Raw genomic sequence first — 16,446 nt, 5'->3', positions numbered from 1 at the left:
GTTGGACTTTCACCAACTAGATAATGCGTGCCTCTGGGCACGCTATAAACGCAAAAAATCCCCTTTCAGACGAAAGGGGATGGATATCCATATGGAGCAAAGCAGTTAAACCCGGCGTATGATCAGATCTCGATGCGCTCAGAGTCAAGTATTCTTTTATAGACCAGAGCAATGATCTGTGAACGGTCCGTTACATTCATTTTGGTGAAAATACGGCTTAGATGATTCTTAACGGTATGCTCGCTGATAAACAAGGCACCGGCAATTTCCTTATTCGTCTTGCCCAGAATGATCAATTCAAGCACTTCTTCTTCACGGGGCGAGATTCCCCATTCTTCCTTAGGGGTCTTCAGTGCAGCGCTGTTCAGCAGCTTGACCGCCGAAACCGTTCTCCTCATTGGCTGCGCATCCGAGCGGCTGCGCAGAAACGATTGAAGGGCTGATTGCGGCTCACTGTCAATCCCCCCGGCAATATAATCATCCATACTGTAGCGGGAAGGGTCCAGCCATTCCAGCTCCGGTTCCGCAAGCTGATCCCTATCCGCATGTTTGCCGGTATGATGAAGCACAAGTGCCAGCAGCTGTGCGGGCAGGGAAACCGACGGCTTATCCATCTCGAAATAGAAGGATGCCAATTGATCCACCTGCTTCAGCAGAGCTAACTCTTCCTGATAAAAGCCGTATCCCTGCAGAAAATCAAGTTTGAACGGAGCCAGCAGACAGGCATTTCTCAACCGTTCCGCTTCCCGTTCCGGCAGACCAGTGTAGCGGGCAAGCTCATGCGCCATTGAAGAGGCTTCCAGCGACAAGCGCTGCAGCTCAGGATTGGTGCTCCCCAGATAATCCCGGGTATGCTGGAGGAACACCCCCGCCTGCTTATTAAGCCTGTTATCCTTCTCGATGAGCCGGATGGACGTGCTGGCCAGACTGGCCAGGCAGCTGGCGAATGTCAGCCATTCCTCTGCTTCACTGCGGCGTCTGAAGCCTACTGCCAGAATTCCTTTGAATACCTTCTCGGCAATCAGCGGACATTCCAGCAGCACCTGCTCCTCGGCATCCTCGTTGATAATAGCGGAGGAGAGAAAGGCTTGCGGCGAATAACGGTCCTCGATCTCCTGGACATACTGGGCAGCCGCCTCCGGGCTCCAGCCCTTGGCATGATGGCTGCCTCCCGCTGCCTCCTCAAAGTACACGAGTACAGATGAAGGATAGAACGGCATCCCCATAATGATATCGAGCAGTTGAATGCCCAGCTCCTGCGATGATGTGGTCTGCGGCAGCAGGCACGCGGCCTCTTTAAGCCTCAGTGTAGCATCATTACGAAGGGTTTCGCGCTGCCGCAGCTTCTCCCCCCGTGAGGATAGCCCAAGCAGAGAAGCAACCATCTGGTCCTGCTGGGCGTGGTCCTGTAGCTGGCGGATTTCACCAAAGCCCACAGCCAGCAGCAGCGCTTTTTTGCCGCTGTGAATCTGAACCGGATAACATGACAAATACTCCGGCTGCGTAATTCCGCGCTGGGTGAAGAATAACGATCTCGGATCTTTGGCAACGCCCTGCCAGTGCCGGGGCTCCCTGCCGAGAACAGCTTGTCCCAGAAACCCGTCCCCCTGCTGAAACTCGGCATTCATCAACAGATTCGCTTCTTTGCCGGCGGAATATTTCACCTTATACCTGCCTGCCTCTTCCTCTTTGGCAAATGCATATAAATCGGCATCCGAGAACCTTCCTGCCATTTGCTGCAAAACATCCTCAATCTTCAGAAAGTCTGTTTCCAGATTGGAGAGCAGCTGTGAAACCACCATGCCGCTTCTCTGCGCCAGGGGTTTGAGTACACCGCCCGCCAGTAATTTAGACAGTATGTTTCCTAGAACGGCCAGTTTGCCCCTGATTATGCCGATACGCTCCCGGCTAAGCTCTGGCATGGCAAGCAGTTCAGTCCGTAACTCATCATAGTGGGGGTGAATCCTCATTTTGGCCTCAAACGCCTGCAGTACAAGCTCCCGGGTCCCTTCTTCCATGTATAGGCCCGACCACAAATAATAAGTCTGTCCATACTCGGGAACCAGCGGACTGACCACATACTTTAGCCCGGGAACCCATTCTTCCAATACAGCAGGATGCGATAAGGGGCCCAGTCTGAGCAAAGCCGGCTCGAAAGGGCGCTGCGTCTCCTGCAAAGAACTGAACATTTTCTGATAGAATATTCCGTAAAGCGTTGGACGGGTTATTACATTCCCTGCCTGATCCGTAAGCACAATAGCCTGACTCGTGACAGAACCGAACGTATCCTGGAGCTCTTGAATTTCTCCCATCAGTGAATCGGGTATTACAGCTTTCATCCCATCACCTCATGCTCTGGATTCCATTTCATATCTTTTAATAATTGTAACTAATATTTTTTAATAATAGTTCATTTTAACTAGATATACAATGGAACTGACAGGCCTGGTTAGCCTCTATTTACTAAAATCACCCCTTAATCACGGCATATAACGGGCGCCGCCGTTTCAGCCCATCATCAGCCCCATTTCAGCCGCAGCTTCACCCAGAATCACTGCATAGTCCTCCAGCGTCTCCCGCGAAAGCCGGCTGACCGGACCGGAAAGAGAAAGCGCTGCAACCACTCCCCCGGCACGCCCGGTGATAGGCACCGCCACTGCAGCCGCACCCGGCTCGCGTTCCTCGAAGCTGGTGGCATACCCGCAGCGGGTGATTTCCTTGAGCTGCTCCAGATACTGGCTCCGGTCTACAGCCTCCGGCCATGCCGGGTCGGCCAGCAGCCGGACCTGCACTTCCGGCGGCGCGTAAGCGGCCAGCACCTTGCTCGATGCGCCTACAGAGAGGGGCAGCCTTGCACCGATCTGTGCCACCCGGCGGATTGCCTGCCGGCTCTGCACGGCCTGGATGCGCACGCGCTCCAGATTGTCGCGCAAATAGAGGCTGACCGTCTCTCCCAGACGGTCACGCAGCCGTTCCATTGCCGGCAGCAGCAGTACCGCCGGTTCATTCAGGGTCGGCAAATGCGTAGACAGCTCCCAGATGCGAATCCCCAGCCGGTATTTCTCCGTACCCTCATCGCGCTGCAGGAAGCCCTTCTCCTCAAGCGTAGTCAACAGGCGGTGCACCGTACTTTTATGCAAGCCAATCTTGGCGGAAATCTCCGTCAGACTGAGGTCATAATCATTATCCTGAGTGAAGCAGAGCAATATATCCAGCGCACGTTCCACGGCGCGTACAGTCAGTTTCCGGTCTTCCACCCTGTTCTCCCCCTCATGTGTTTCACCTCTTGAAACCCGGTTACATTATTCTTCAGATACATTCTATCTTAGTGCAAAAGTCCGAAAAAAGTCCAGCATATTCACTGTACGGTAAAGACTGGGCCTCAGTTTACAGTTACATTACAAAACCGCTGAATTCATTGACTTTGTAAGGGCATAACCATACGATTAAATATATGAAGTATTTCTGCTAATCCAACTTAAGCCTTATGCTTCCGAAGCAGTTTTGCTGCGAAGTAGTCTCATAGGAAGCGGATGTTCCACAAAACTTTTAGGAGGGGACCTTATGGATCTGGCAACAAGTCACCCCGGCTCGCCGGTCTCCCGTATGCCTAACGAGGATAAGCCTAATTCCATACCTATTATTTCACTGCGGATGATACGCGTTAAGCATATTGTCGTAGCTCTGCTGTTATCTGTGTTCTTCTTCTTTTTATTCTGCTTCATTGCCCTGCACGGCTATATAGCCTGGGTGCTCTCGAATCCTACTGTAGCGCCCCTCTACTCTAACCCTTATCTTGCCAAAGGGCTGGCGTATGAGGAGATCACTTTTCCGGCAAAAGACGGCAGCCGTATTATGCAGGGTTGGTATATTCCTTCAGAGGGAGCCAAGAAGACCATTGTCTTCAGCCATGGCTACGGTGCTAACCGCGAGGAAAGCTGGGTTCCCATGTACGACCTGGCCCATTATGCGCACAGCCTGAAATTCAATGTGGTCATGTTTGATTACGGCTTCGCCTCCAAGGTCAATAAAGATATCGCTACCGGCGGCAAAAAGGAATCCCAGCAGCTCCTTGGAGCGATCGAATATGCCAAGGACAAGGGTGCAAACGAAATCGTTGTCTGGGGCTTCTCCATGGGTGCTGGTACCGCGCTGCAGGCGGGTCTCGTAACCAAAGACGTGGATGCGATGATTCTGGACAGCACCTTCCTGCTGGAACCGGATACACTCTATCACAATATCAAGCAGAATATAGATCTTCCCCGCCAGCCTTCACTGGAGATTATGGAGCTGTTGTTCCCGGTACTGAACGGTACAGGGCTGAATCAGATTCCCTATTCCAAGGTGAAATCCGAGGACTATCCGTTCCCGGTACTCTTCATGCACGGTACTATGGACGAGAAGGCCCCGTATCCGATTGCCGAAGAACTGGCCGCGAACCAGACCAACCCGTACTCCGACTCGTGGATTGTGGAGGACAGTCATCATGAGCTGCTGTTCCGCGAGCATCCGCGCGAGTACCTGCGCCGTGTCTCAGCATTTCTCGGCAATGTCCAGCTGGCCCGCATCAGCGGGGACAACGGAAGTCAGGCCAGCAAGTAACCACAAGCAGAAACAGCAGCGTTCCTATACCTATATTGGATTAAATAAGCATGCGCAGATGTATTTCCTTATACATTCTGCGCATGCTTTTTTGGGGTTTGCTCACCATAGTGCCTTAGGCCACAACGAATACCATTACATAAGCGGACTCTCCCGGTCATATAATGAAGCGTTGAAAATTCAGGACGGGGGGACTGCATGCTATGCAATATGTATCCGGTGCGCCGCTGCCAGTGCACATTCTAGGGGAAATTGCCTTCTGGAAAAAACAGGAGAAGGAACACGCCGAGGTTCTTATCCAGCTTACTCCAAACCTCGAGGAGCCTTATGTCAAGCTGCTCCAGGAATGGACGGTTGTCTTCCTGGCTACGGAGCAGGCGGCGTGTCACCTGCTCGGAAGCCAACAGGCTCCTGCCTTCGGCGGTCCGGGAAGCCTTGCCGCCGAAACAGAGCTGCTGCTTCATACAGCCTGCAGCCAATCCAGTGAATTCATCCGCCAGCTGAAGGCTATGGTGGAGGCTAGCCAGGCCATGAGCGCCTCCCCTCTGGCCGTGGCTGTAGTGAAGCATTTTATCTGCGAATCGGAGTATTTCCTTGCCGTGCTTACGGCTCTCACCGCCCCGGAATATGGTGCCGGTGCCGGAATGATGCGGCAGAACCCAATAGAGCAGGATGAACCGGCTGCTGTGCCTGCGGCCTCTTTAAATGAAGACCCTCCCCAGGAAACGGCGGCCTGGACGGCTCCTCTGTGGGAAGCCCGTGAATTGGGGCCGGTCCCGATCGGCGGTCATACACTGCCCCCGCTCCCTTATGCTTATAATGCGCTGGAGCCGTACATTGACGAGAAGACAATGATGATTCATCACGACAAGCACCACCAGAGCTATGTAGACGGACTCAATAAAGCAGAGATTAAATTGGCGGAAGCCCGGAAGAGCAACGATTATGATCTCGTTAAACACTGGGAACGGGAGCTTGCCTTTAACGGGGCGGGCCATTATCTGCACACGATCTTCTGGAACGTCATGTCTCCGCAGGGCGGCGGCCGGCCGTCCGGAGCACTGCTGGATGCCATTATACGGAGCTTCGGAAGCTACGATGCCTTCAAGGCCCAGTTCACTGAAGCGGCCAATAAAGTGGAGGGCGGCGGATGGGCCATTCTGGTCTGGAGCCCGCGCAGCCGCAGGCTGGAGATTCTGACTGCTGAGAAGCATCAGAATCTGTCCCAGTGGGATGTTGTCCCGCTGCTGGCGCTGGATGTATGGGAGCATGCCTATTATCTCAAGCATCAGAACAACCGCGCAGATTATATCCAGGACTGGTGGAAAGTCGTGAATTGGCCTTACGTAGCCGAGCGGTACAGTGCCGCCCGCAAGCTGGTCTGGCAGCCTTTTTGAGGTCTTTCCCCAAGTGGAAACGGCTTTGCCGTCCTTTTTAGGACGGTACCGTTTCAGCGAGAAAGATAAGGAACATTTATGCGCGGAGCATATAAATTCTTATCTTTCAAAAAAGCCCGGCGGCCACTCGAAAGTGGCCGCCGGGCTTTGCCTTGCACAAGTCAGGGAATATTAGTCCCGCGTACTATTCTTTGATCAGAGCAAGAAACTCGGCCCGGGCAGCAGCATCCTCACGGAAAGTGCCCCGGGTTGCCATGGTTACTGTCTTGCTGCCGGGCTTCTTCACACCCCGGGCACACATGCACAGATGCTCTCCTTCGACAACCACCATAACACCGTGCGGATTCAGCACCTCGGTCATGATGTCGGCGATCTGGGCGGTTATGCGCTCCTGCACCTGCAGGCGGCGGCTGACCGCTTCCACGAGCCGGGCCAGCTTGCTCAGTCCGGCAATCCGCCCGCTGGGGACATAGCCAATATGCACTTTGCCGAAGAAAGGAGCCATGTGATGCTCGCACTGGCTGTAGTAGACAATATCCTTCACAATGACAAGCTCTTCATGAGACTCGTCGAAAGTTACGCCCAGCGCCTCGCGCGGATCAATCGAATAACCGCCAAATATCTCTTCATACATCCGCGTGACTCTAGCCGGTGTTTCCAGCAGGCCTTCGCGGCTGGTATCTTCACCAATCAGTTCTAATATTTTCTCAACATGATATTCGATTTGCTCACGGTTTACAGAAACCTTCCCGTTCATGTACTCCTTGATGCTCCCCATGAAATCTCCCCCTTCCGCACCCGCAGCTGATTCTTATCTATTTCCCTATCCTGATCATTTCTTCTTGCGGGCCTGTCCTTTGGCTGCCGCAGGAGCACGCCCCGGCTGATTGCCGTTCTTCATCATCTGCTGGGCACGCTGCATCTGCTTTCCGTTCAGGTTATATCCCATTTGCTTAGCAACCTTCTGCAGCATTTCAGGATCATTCTGCATCGTTGTCATTTGTCTGCGCAGATAATAGACACCGATAAAGAATCCGCCGATCAGACCTACAACAAGCATAATAATAGGCAATGCAATATTCATCTGTAATCCACCTTTGTACTCTATTGTCTGGCAATGCCCTTGATAAGGCACGCGAATCTATCATAGCATTTCAACAACTGGACAGCAATTGGCAAATCCCGTGCTTCAGAAGAGATAGTTGCCGCTTAAGCCTGGCCCTGCCTGCTCCGCTTCCAGCTGCAGAAGGCGGCTTTTGATTCCCAGGCCTCCGGCATAACCGACAAGTGTGCCTCCGGCACCTATAATCCGGTGGCAGGGTACAATGACCGGAACCGGGTTGCGGTTATTGGCCCCGCCCACAGCACGTACAGCCTGCGGATTGCCGATCATGACCGCAATATCCTTATAAGAGGCGGACTCCCCGTAAGGCACGCTGAGCAGAGCTTCCCATACCTGGCGCTGAAAATCCGTTCCGCGCATATCCAGCGGCACACTGAAGCTCTGCAGCTCCCCGGAGAAATACGCTGCAAGCTGCCGCTCCGCCTCGGACATGCTCCCGGCATCCGCATAAATCTGTGCAGCGGGACCCAGCTGCATCTTCACCCAAGCTGCAATCGTAGCCGAGTTCGCTTCATAGGTGCCGAACTTGATCATGCATAGTCCGGAAGCTGTCGCGCATAGCGTCAACGGGCCAATGATTGAATCGATCTCCTTATAATAGAGCGAAGCTTCCGCCCCTTCGCTGCTCTCTAGACGGTGATTCATTCTCCTTCCGCCTCCTTCTGCCCCAGCAGCTTGTCCTGTGCCCGGCTTAGCATTCCGCGCACCGTAACGTCCTCTTCCTTCTGCAGTGCCTGTTCCACGGCTGTGAGGGCTTCACTGCCGCCGATGCGGCTTAGGGCCCAGGCGGCAGTCCCGCGCATCTCCAGCCGCGGCTCCTGCAGCAGAATCTCGGTCAGCTTCGGTACGGCAGAAGCTTCCTTGAAATTGCCAAGCGCGATAACCGCATTGCGCTGGATAGGCTTTTTGCCCCGCCATGCAGCTGAGCTGCTGCCGAATTTCTCCTTGAACTCACGGTTGCTGAGATCCAGGATCGGCATCAGCAGCGGCTTCACGATCTCCGGATCAGGCAGCAGCTGCGGGCGGTGATTCCAGTTCTTGCCGCGGTTATGCGGACAGACAATCTGGCAGGTATCGCAGCCGTACAGCCGGTTCCCGATCTTGGTCATGTAGTCCTCACTGAGGAACCCCTTGGTCTGTGTCAGGTAGGAAATGCAAGCCTGGGCGTTGAGTTGTCCCGGACCGACCAGCGCGCCGGTAGGGCAGGCGTCGATGCATTTCGTACAGTCCCCGCAGCCTTCCTGCACCGGCTGATCCGGAGGCAGCGGTATATTCGTCACCATTTCCCCGAGATAGATCCACGATCCCCATTTGGGGGAGATAATCGCGCAGTTTTTGCCGCTGAACCCGATGCCCGCCCGCTCCGCAACCGCCCGGTCAACAAGAGCGCCCGTATCCACCATACTCTCCAGTACGGCATCCGGAACACGCTCGCGGATGAAGTTCTCCAGCTTCGCCAGCGCTTCACGGAGTACATGATGATAGTCCTGCCCCCACGATGCCCTGGCAAGTATACCTCTGCGTGCTCCGGGCTCGGACTTGGGCGGGTCCTCCATTTTGGAGGGATAGGCTACAGCGATTGCAATAATAGAGAGCGGCTGCTCTCCCGACTGCAGCGCCGGAACCGTCCGCTTGTCCAGATCCGGCTCCTCGAAGCCCGAGTCGTACCCGTTGTCCCTATGTTCCTGAAGAATATTTTTTAAATATAAAAACGGCTCTGCGGTGGTGAACCCGATATCGTCAATACCGAGCGCCGGCGCAGCAGCCTTGATTGCAGCCTTGAGATCCTCCCACTTGGAAGGCGGCGGAGCATAAGGTGACTGGAAGTTAGAATTCATTTCCGCCTCTCCTTTATTATTATGTCTATACTAATCCCTTACAGGACTCTCATCTTAGCTACAGGCCACCAGATCAGGGATGCCTTCCCCACGATGCTCTCCTGTGCAACGGCGCCGAAATAACGGCTGTCCTTGCTGGCCCCGGCATGGCGGTTATCCCCCATTACAAAGTAGGTGCCGTCCTCCACAGTCAGCTGACTGAAATCCGGATCTTGAATGGCCGTATCAATATAAGGCTCATCCACTACTTTACCATTAACATATAGCTGCTGGTCCTGAACTTCCACGATATCACCGGGGATACCAATAATCCGCTTAACCAGGTACTCCTTACGGTCCGGCCCTGTACTGGGGTCATGCAGAACAACAATATCGCCCCGGCCCGGATTCCCGAAGCTCAGTGCAATCTTATTAATAATCAGCTTCTCCCCTTCATAGAGGGTCGGCTGCATGGATTGGCCAATCACAGTAGACACATTGAACACAAAAATATTAAGCAGTGACATTATCGCGAATACAATCCCCGCAGTGATGATCCACTCCCGCATATCCTTAAGCCAAATTCTTCTCGATTCGCGCTTGGATTTGTTATGGGTAACGGATCTGTATCGTTGTTTGCGGCTCCGCATGAATTCTTCTTCAAGCTCCCGGTTCATAGGCCACCTACTTGCTTCGATTGGGTTTATAAGTCCATAACAATAGAAAAGCATATCTTCCGCCCATTTGCAATGCAATGGACACTGGGAAGATATGCTTTAGTATAATGAAACAGACTATGCAGGTGTGACCTTATTCTAAAGTACAGGCTGCATTAGTTCTCTACTCTACCAATTGTTTCCGCTTACAGCACCGTTTCAAAAAATAATTACCCGACTATGCTCAGCTTGCGTACAGATTTGAAGATCTGGTCCTCACCATAACCCATGGCCTCATACAGCGGCAGTGCAAAGGAATTATGCTCATCAACGGCTACATAAATACCGCTGACCTTGCGTGCCTGGAATCTGTGTTCCATCGCCGATACGAGACTCTTGCCGACTCCTCTGCGGCGGTATTCAGGATGGACGGCAATGCGGAAATAACAGCCGTGGTTCTTCTCAATCGTACCAATCAGTGCGCCGATGATTTCTCCTTCATCCTCTGCAACTACAATGAGATCTGAATCCCATGAAAGCTGCCTGGAGAAGGGCTCGATCGTGCTCTCGAAACATTCTTCCGATAATGCGGTCTGCAGCAATTCAGTCACTGGAGTAACGTCGCTTAATTGAAAGGAACGAACGTGCATACTTAAAAGTCTCCCTTTTCTATGGCTTAGAATTTTACAAAAAGAAGGAGTTTCCATAACAGTGTAAAGAGGAAAAAAGCATCAAAAACCGAGGAATACCTGCTTTTAAATCTATTAAAGCACACTTTTCTCGCGATATCATCAATTTTCTTTTGAAAGCGCTTGATATGAAGCGTTTTCATTGAATATAGTTTCATTTTTTCTTGATTAAGGAAATTATCGCAGTGCAAACACTCTCTCTTAAGGAGTTTTATAACTTTAACACACCCTTAACATTTGTAGTGAGCTATGGATGAAAAAAAACTTTATAAACACTAATGTTTGTTTAATGTTGCATTATTGTTCCAGATACGGTTTAATAATAAGTATCTCAACGGATATATAACCTATAAGCCGCATCGGAAATAAGGGGTTTTGACGTCAAGACCGCCAAAATTCTTTATCTATACAAATTCTAATATACTCAGGAGGGATTTTTCCATGGCATTTCAATTACCGGCACTTCCTTATCCAAACAACGCTCTTGAACCACACATCGACGCTTTGACGATGGAGATTCATCACGACAGGCACCATAACACTTATGTGACGAACCTGAACGCCGCACTGGAAAAAGCACCTGAACTGCAAGACAAGAGCATCGATGAGCTGCTGACTGACCTGAACGCTGTACCTGAAGCTATCCGCACTGCTGTTCGCAACAACGGCGGCGGACATGCCAACCACACCTTGTTCTGGGAAGTTATCGGACCGAACGGCGGAGGCGCTCCAACTGGCGCTCTGGCTGCTGCAATTGACAGCGAACTGGGCGGATTCGACAAATTCAAGGAAGACTTCGCTACTGCAGCTACTACACGCTTCGGCAGCGGCTGGGCCTGGCTCGTCGTGAAAGACGGCAAGCTTGCTGTGACCAGCACTCCTAACCAGGACAACCCGGTCAGCGAAGGCGCAACTCCAATCCTCGGACTCGATGTATGGGAGCATGCTTACTACCTGAACTACCAGAACAAACGTCCTGACTACATCAAGGCGTTCTGGAACGTAGTGAACTGGGAAGAAGTCGGCAAACGTTACGAAAGCGCAAAATAAAGAACTGCGGCGTGTAAGCCGCAGCATCACGGTATAAGAAAAACCGGGAGCACCCTTGTGGGTGACTCCCGGTTTTTTGTGCTGGGGATACGGAGGAACAGGCAGCGGCGGGACACATTCCTGCGAATGCAGGTACATGTCTTCGTGCGATGCGCTCTCCCTTCGGATACATGCCTGATAAGCGGAAATTCCCTTTAATTTCCCTATACCGCCCACCTTCAGCGGAATTAGAGGGATTTTTCCCTTTAATTTCCCTATACCGCCCACTTTTGGTGGAATTAGAGAAATTGCACATTTAATTATACGATGTCGGCCGCGCAGAACAGGCTAAGTGGATAAACGGCAGCTAATTTATCTGATTTCACCTTCGAGGACGAATTCCGAATAATTAGAGAAAATCAAATGCTATTTCTCCACTTGTTCTCCGAGAAGACGCAAGGAATGGAGCTTCCGGGTTATACCCGTCCGCAACAACTGGCCTGGCCAAACAGTCCGCCCGCCTTAACCTCAGAAGCGGAGTTGTCCAGACCAACGTTTGCCGGTACTCCCGGTTATAGCTTGCAAGACTGCATAGCCGAGCCGGATTACACGGCGCCCCCCTCCTGCTCATCGAAATATGCGTTGAGCAGCTTGAGGAATACATTCGGAAAGGCGTAATTCGCCATATCGCTGCGGTTGATCCAGCGTACTGCGCCTGCATCCTCCGCTGTTCCGCTTCCGTCCGCGAAGCGCTCAACGGGCCCGCTGCCATCCGCGAATAGATCGGCGGGAACGGACGCGGTGAGCCCGGCGTTGTACATGCCTTCGCTGGTGGCGGAGCGATCACCGGCACCAGCCGCACTGGCGGCGGCATAGTCTGCAGCGGCAGCCGGATCCGCCGGGCCGGGAGCTGAGGCGCTGCCCGGATCAGCCAGGCCGGCGGTAGCCCCGGGTGCTGCGCCGGTGGCTGCAGCATCAGCACTGGCAGCGCCGTTCCCGGCCGCTGCGCTGTACAAGGCCCGCCCTTCCGCAGCCAGCGGCAGGGCCGGGGCCTCTTCTTCCCTGCAGCGGTACACCTGCAGGGTCCAGACAATATGGCTGAATGTATGCTCCGCAGCCATCCAGTGCCCTTCAGGCCGGGCGAAGATCCCGGCCTGAAGCAGGGACCGGCGCAGCCGGTCCTGCGCTGCCGTCTCCGGCAGCAGCGCAGCGGAAGCGCCGCCCTCCGCAGGCGGCGCCGGCCAGTGCGGCAGCTCCCACATGCGGGCCAGGAGCCCGCTGGATGGCCGCTGCCGGATGAGTACCCGGCCCGCGTGCCCGCCGCGGCCCTCTATCAGGGCTGCCAGCCGCTCTTCCGGGCGCGGCGGCTTGGCCTTGGTCTTGACGGGCAGCGAGGTCTCGCAGCCCGCGAGGCGCGCTGAGCAGTGCTCCATCACCGGGCACGGCAGACAGCGCGGTGATTTCGGCGTGCAGATCAGCGCGCCAAGCTCCATCAGCGCCTGATTGAAGTGCGAGGCTTCCCCTTCGGGAATCAGCTCTGCCGCCAGGCGCTCCATTTTGACGCGGGTGGGGCCTTTGGCGATATCATCCTCAATCAGGAAGTATCGGGACAGCACCCGCATGACATTGCCATCCACAGCGGGCTCCGGCCGGTTGAAGGCAATACTGAGAATAGCTCCGGCCGTATAAGGTCCTACTCCCTTAAGCCCGAATACGGCATCGCGGTCATTGGGAACCTGCCCGCCATACTCTTCCTTCACCTGCTTCGCGGCATGCTGCAGATTCCGGGCGCGTGAATAGTAGCCAAGCCCCTCCCAGCACTTCAGAACATCCTCCTCCGGGGCATCGGCCAGTGACTCCACCGTAGGGAACCGCTCAATGAACCGGTTGAAATAAGGAATGACCGTATCGACTCTTGTCTGCTGAAGCATAATCTCCGAAATCCAGATGTAATAAGGATTGCGGTGACGCCGCCACGGCAGATCCCGCTTCTGCCCATGGTACCACTCCAGCAAATTACGGCTGAAATAGGACTTGGCCTCCTGCTGCTCGTCCTGCTGCTCATTTGTAGTCATCATTAATCTCCTTGCTTCTATATTGAATGTATCTATATTCCGCGATAAGCAGCTCGTCCTCTTATTGCGTAAAGTTTACCCGTATAAATACCGCTCTGCGAAGCCGCAGGCAGGATCCGGCACTCCGCAGCAGCTTAGTTTACCTGCTCCACTACGGCAAAAGCTGAAGCCAGATCCCCGCTGTGTGTAATGGCCAGATGGATGATATGGCGGCCGCCCGGCAGAAGCAGCCGGTCCCAGGCTGCTTCCGACAGTGAAACGACCGGTTTGCCCTGGCTGTCCGGCAGAATTTCTATATCCTGAAATCCCACCTTCGCGCCGATTCCGCAGCCCAGCGCCTTCACTACTGCCTCCTTGGCGGCAAAACGCCCCGCAGCGAATTCCGCTGCCTTCCCCTTCCGCCCTGCGGCCAGCTCAAGCTCACGCTCTGTAAGAATGCGCTGCAGAAATCCGGTTGCTTGTCCGCTTGCCAGCAGAGCCGTAATCCGGCGGATTTCCAGCACATCATTTCCGATTCCATAAATCACTATATCCACTCCTTAACTGGACAGGCAATATGCAATTACTGTAAAAAACCGCCCTATCCTTACCTGCTTTAATAATGGTATGATCTTCATAACATTATTCATAAACATTATCAATAATACAACCTTCAAATCCGTTTCAGATTATATAGAGAGGGGATTTACCCGATGACCCGTAATTTCCAATTGCCCGCAGGAGAAGATGCTGTACTCCGCTGCTCGCATTTCCCCGCCCGGGATAAGGCTAAGAGCCTGATTGTTATCGCCCACGGTTACAAGGGGTTCAAGGATTGGGGGATGTTTCCTTATGCTGCGGCAGCCCTCAGCCAGGAGCATGAGGTCATAACCTTCAACTTCTCACATGCCGGAATCGGCGAAGATCTGCAGAATTTCACGGAGCTTGAGAAGTTCGCCCGCAATACCTATACCCGTGAGATCAAGGATATGGAGATCCTGCTCTCTTATCTCAGCCAGCACCACAAATTCGGCAGCCTGCCGTTATTCCTGCTGGGCCACAGCCGTGGCGGCGGAGACAGCCTGCTGTATGCGCTGGACCATCCGGGAGAGATCACCGGAGTGATCTCCTGGAACGGCATTACCGACCTCGACCTGTTCACGGAGGAACAGAAGATTGAGATGAAGCGCAGCGGCCGGACCCATGTGCTTAATGGCCGGACCGGCCAGCAAATGCCGCTGGATGCCGTGTTGCTGGAGGACCTGGAGCAGCATGCCGGTCGCTACAACCTGCTGGAACGGATGACAACAGCCAGCTTCCCAGCGGTTCTTATTCAGGGAAGCCAGGACAGTGAACGGCTGCGCCGGGGATCAGAGCAATTAACGGAGCTCCGCCCGGATATCCGCTGGGTGCAGATTCCCGGCGGCAATCACACCTTCGGAACCGTGCACCCGTTCGAAGGAGCTACCCCGCAGCTGGAGGAGGCAATATCCGCCTCCCTGGAGTTTATTAACCAGATCCTGGCCGGCTAAGCTTACAAGTTAGGCAGCAGCTCTCCAGCTAATACTTATGAAAGCCAGAACCGCCGGGAATTCTGCGAAATGACTGCAGCTTCTCCGGCGGTTCTTTTATACTTCTGACTGCTTATATTCCAGGGATTGCATCCCGTTTATGCCCCGTTCTGCGGTAGTAGGCTTCAAGCTTCCCGGCGACCTCGGGAGACACCGCTTTGCCCTCCAGATAGTCACTGTTGTCATCATAGGTGATCCCCAGCTCGGTTTCATCCGTCTGGCCCGGCCAGAGGCCGGCTGTCGGTGCTTTGGTCACGATATCGTCCGGCACTCCAATCGCCGCAGCCAACTGCCGCACCTGCCGTTTATTCAGTGAAGACAGCGGTGTAATATCAACCGCACCATCACCCCATTTGGTATAGAAGCCAGTGATGGCTTCAGAGGCATGGTCTGTTCCTACTACCAGCAGATTGTTCTCGAAGGCTAGTGCATACTGCATAACCATCCGCGTTCTCGCCTTCACATTTCCTTTGCCCTGATGGGTGATGTGGCGGTGCTGCCCCAGTGCCTTCAGGCTATGCTCTACCTCCAGCGCGATCTCGTTTACAGCTTCTTCAATATTCGTCTCCACCGTATGCGTCAGCTCAAACGCCTTGGCTACCGCGTAACTGTGCTCAATATCCTCCTGCTCGCCGTAAGGCTGGAATACACCGAGTGTAATATACTCTTTGCCTTCCTCTGCCGTCAGCTCGTCCGTAGCCTGTTTGCATAGACCCGCAGCCACTGCACTGTCCACGCCTCCGCTGATCGCAATCAGCAGCCCCCTGGCACCCGCCTGCAGCGCATATGCTTTCAGGAAATCCACACGTTTGCGCACTTCCGCTCCGGTATCAATCACCGGCTTGACTCCCAAGGCCTTAATAATCTCTTCCTGCATTCCCAATTCACACACCCCTTTTCTTATAACTTGATCTGTCCGATGGGACTCAGGTGCCTATATGTTCAGAAAAAATCCCGCATGAGCCTAGCCTCCGGCTGATGCGGGAATATCCCTTACAGAAAATATGCTTACTGGCACAGACGATTGAAAACTTCCTTCAGCTCAGCAGCAATTTCAGCAGCCGAACGGTCTTCAACGCCGTGACGTTCGATGAAATGAACAAGCTCGCCGTCCTTCATCAAGGCAATGGATGGTGAAGATGGCGGGTACGGAGCAAAATACTCACGCGCCTTGGCTGTAGCTTCCTTCTCCTGGCCGGCAAATACCGTGAACAGGTGGTCGGGGAGAATTTCGTTCTGCAGCGCCTGGGCTACACCTGGACGGCATTGGCCGGCGGCACAACCGCAAACGGAGTTAACAACCACAAGCGAAGTTCCCTTAACGGCTGGAAGAGTTGCTTCAACTTCATCCGGAGTCAGCAGCTCCTGAAATCCGATACTCGTCAGATCATCGCGCATAGGCTGAATGGAATCCTTCATATATTGATTAAAAGACATGGACATTTCTCTGCACTCTCCTTTACCCTTAGAATTGTTGTCAGAACCCGGATAACGTCGCCGCGTTACTG

At 53.6% G+C, this 16,446-nt stretch carries 14 protein-coding genes and 1 pseudogene; 4 read left to right on the top strand and 11 right to left on the bottom strand.

Features of this window, described 5'->3' with window-relative positions; translation table 11 throughout:
- Window positions 1–122: 122 nt before the first annotated feature.
- Complete coding sequence (locus GC101_RS36450; RefSeq protein WP_281365763.1) at window positions 123–2,339, bottom strand: helix-turn-helix transcriptional regulator; 2,217 nt, start codon at window positions 2,337–2,339, stop codon at window positions 123–125.
- A gap of 168 nt (window positions 2,340–2,507) precedes the next feature.
- Entirely contained in the window at window positions 2,508–3,257 is a 750-nt protein-coding gene (locus tag GC101_RS00650) for an IclR family transcriptional regulator (RefSeq protein ID WP_042133334.1), read from the bottom strand.
- 349 nt (window positions 3,258–3,606) lie between these two features.
- Between GC101_RS00650 and GC101_RS00645 the strand changes: the two genes are divergently transcribed.
- Window positions 3,607–4,602 carry an alpha/beta hydrolase gene (locus GC101_RS00645; protein ID WP_042140714.1) on the top strand — a complete coding sequence of 332 codons (996 nt, stop codon included), beginning with the start codon at window positions 3,607–3,609 and terminating at the stop codon, window positions 4,600–4,602.
- 203 nt (window positions 4,603–4,805) lie between these two features.
- Window positions 4,806–5,999, top strand: a complete 1,194-nt coding sequence (locus tag GC101_RS00640) for a Fe-Mn family superoxide dismutase (protein ID WP_171715686.1) — start codon at window positions 4,806–4,808, stop codon at window positions 5,997–5,999.
- Between the two features lie 184 nt (window positions 6,000–6,183).
- On the opposite strand, the gene folE is transcribed toward GC101_RS00640, so the two are convergent.
- From folE to GC101_RS00610, 5 genes and pseudogenes are all read right to left on the bottom strand, one after another.
- On the bottom strand, window positions 6,184–6,777 hold the full coding sequence (gene folE, locus GC101_RS00635) for a GTP cyclohydrolase I FolE (protein WP_039308661.1): 594 nt from the start codon (window positions 6,775–6,777) through the stop codon (window positions 6,184–6,186).
- A gap of 54 nt (window positions 6,778–6,831) precedes the next feature.
- Window positions 6,832–7,083: a YneF family protein gene (locus GC101_RS00630; protein WP_039308663.1), complete on the bottom strand. Its 252-nt coding sequence runs from the start codon at window positions 7,081–7,083 to the stop codon at window positions 6,832–6,834.
- A 105-nt stretch (window positions 7,084–7,188) separates the two neighbouring features.
- Window positions 7,189–8,960 (bottom strand): annotated as a pseudogene (gene queG / locus GC101_RS00620) (tRNA epoxyqueuosine(34) reductase QueG).
- Between the two features lie 38 nt (window positions 8,961–8,998).
- Window positions 8,999–9,616, bottom strand: a complete 618-nt coding sequence (gene lepB, locus GC101_RS00615; protein WP_171715683.1) for a signal peptidase I — start codon at window positions 9,614–9,616, stop codon at window positions 8,999–9,001.
- Window positions 9,617–9,825: 209 nt separating this feature from the next.
- Window positions 9,826–10,245 (bottom strand): GNAT family N-acetyltransferase, encoded by a 420-nt coding sequence (locus GC101_RS00610; RefSeq protein ID WP_039308670.1) that lies wholly within the window; start codon window positions 10,243–10,245, stop codon window positions 9,826–9,828.
- A 480-nt stretch (window positions 10,246–10,725) separates the two neighbouring features.
- Between GC101_RS00610 and GC101_RS00605 the strand changes: the two genes are divergently transcribed.
- Window positions 10,726–11,334 (top strand): superoxide dismutase, encoded by a 609-nt coding sequence (locus tag GC101_RS00605; RefSeq protein WP_039308673.1) that lies wholly within the window; start codon window positions 10,726–10,728, stop codon window positions 11,332–11,334.
- A 584-nt stretch (window positions 11,335–11,918) separates the two neighbouring features.
- Here the strand turns inward: GC101_RS00605 and mutY are convergent.
- Together mutY and acpS are read right to left on the bottom strand one after the other, a co-directional pair.
- Window positions 11,919–13,388: an A/G-specific adenine glycosylase gene (gene mutY, locus GC101_RS00600; protein WP_171715689.1), complete on the bottom strand. Its 1,470-nt coding sequence runs from the start codon at window positions 13,386–13,388 to the stop codon at window positions 11,919–11,921.
- Between the two features lie 134 nt (window positions 13,389–13,522).
- Window positions 13,523–13,915, bottom strand: a complete 393-nt coding sequence (acpS, locus tag GC101_RS00595; RefSeq protein ID WP_042133315.1) for a holo-ACP synthase — start codon at window positions 13,913–13,915, stop codon at window positions 13,523–13,525.
- A gap of 165 nt (window positions 13,916–14,080) precedes the next feature.
- Between acpS and GC101_RS00590 the strand changes: the two genes are divergently transcribed.
- The gene (locus GC101_RS00590) at window positions 14,081–14,899 is read left to right on the top strand and encodes an alpha/beta hydrolase family protein (RefSeq protein WP_171715682.1); all 819 of its coding nucleotides are present in this window, start codon (window positions 14,081–14,083) and stop codon (window positions 14,897–14,899) included.
- A gap of 112 nt (window positions 14,900–15,011) precedes the next feature.
- On the opposite strand, the gene nadE is transcribed toward GC101_RS00590, so the two are convergent.
- Both nadE and GC101_RS00580 read right to left on the bottom strand, forming a co-directional pair.
- On the bottom strand, window positions 15,012–15,821 hold the full coding sequence (gene nadE / locus GC101_RS00585) for an ammonia-dependent NAD(+) synthetase (RefSeq protein WP_171715681.1): 810 nt from the start codon (window positions 15,819–15,821) through the stop codon (window positions 15,012–15,014).
- 125 nt (window positions 15,822–15,946) lie between these two features.
- Window positions 15,947–16,381, bottom strand: a complete 435-nt coding sequence (locus GC101_RS00580; RefSeq protein ID WP_039309930.1) for a BrxA/BrxB family bacilliredoxin — start codon at window positions 16,379–16,381, stop codon at window positions 15,947–15,949.
- Window positions 16,382–16,446 lie beyond the last annotated feature (65 nt).

It is taken from the genome of Paenibacillus phytohabitans, assembly GCF_013141775.1.
In the GTDB taxonomy this organism is placed as follows: Bacteria; Bacillota; Bacilli; order Paenibacillales; family Paenibacillaceae; genus Paenibacillus_AQ; species Paenibacillus_AQ phytohabitans.
This window is presented reverse-complemented; position numbering and strand designations above follow the sequence as displayed.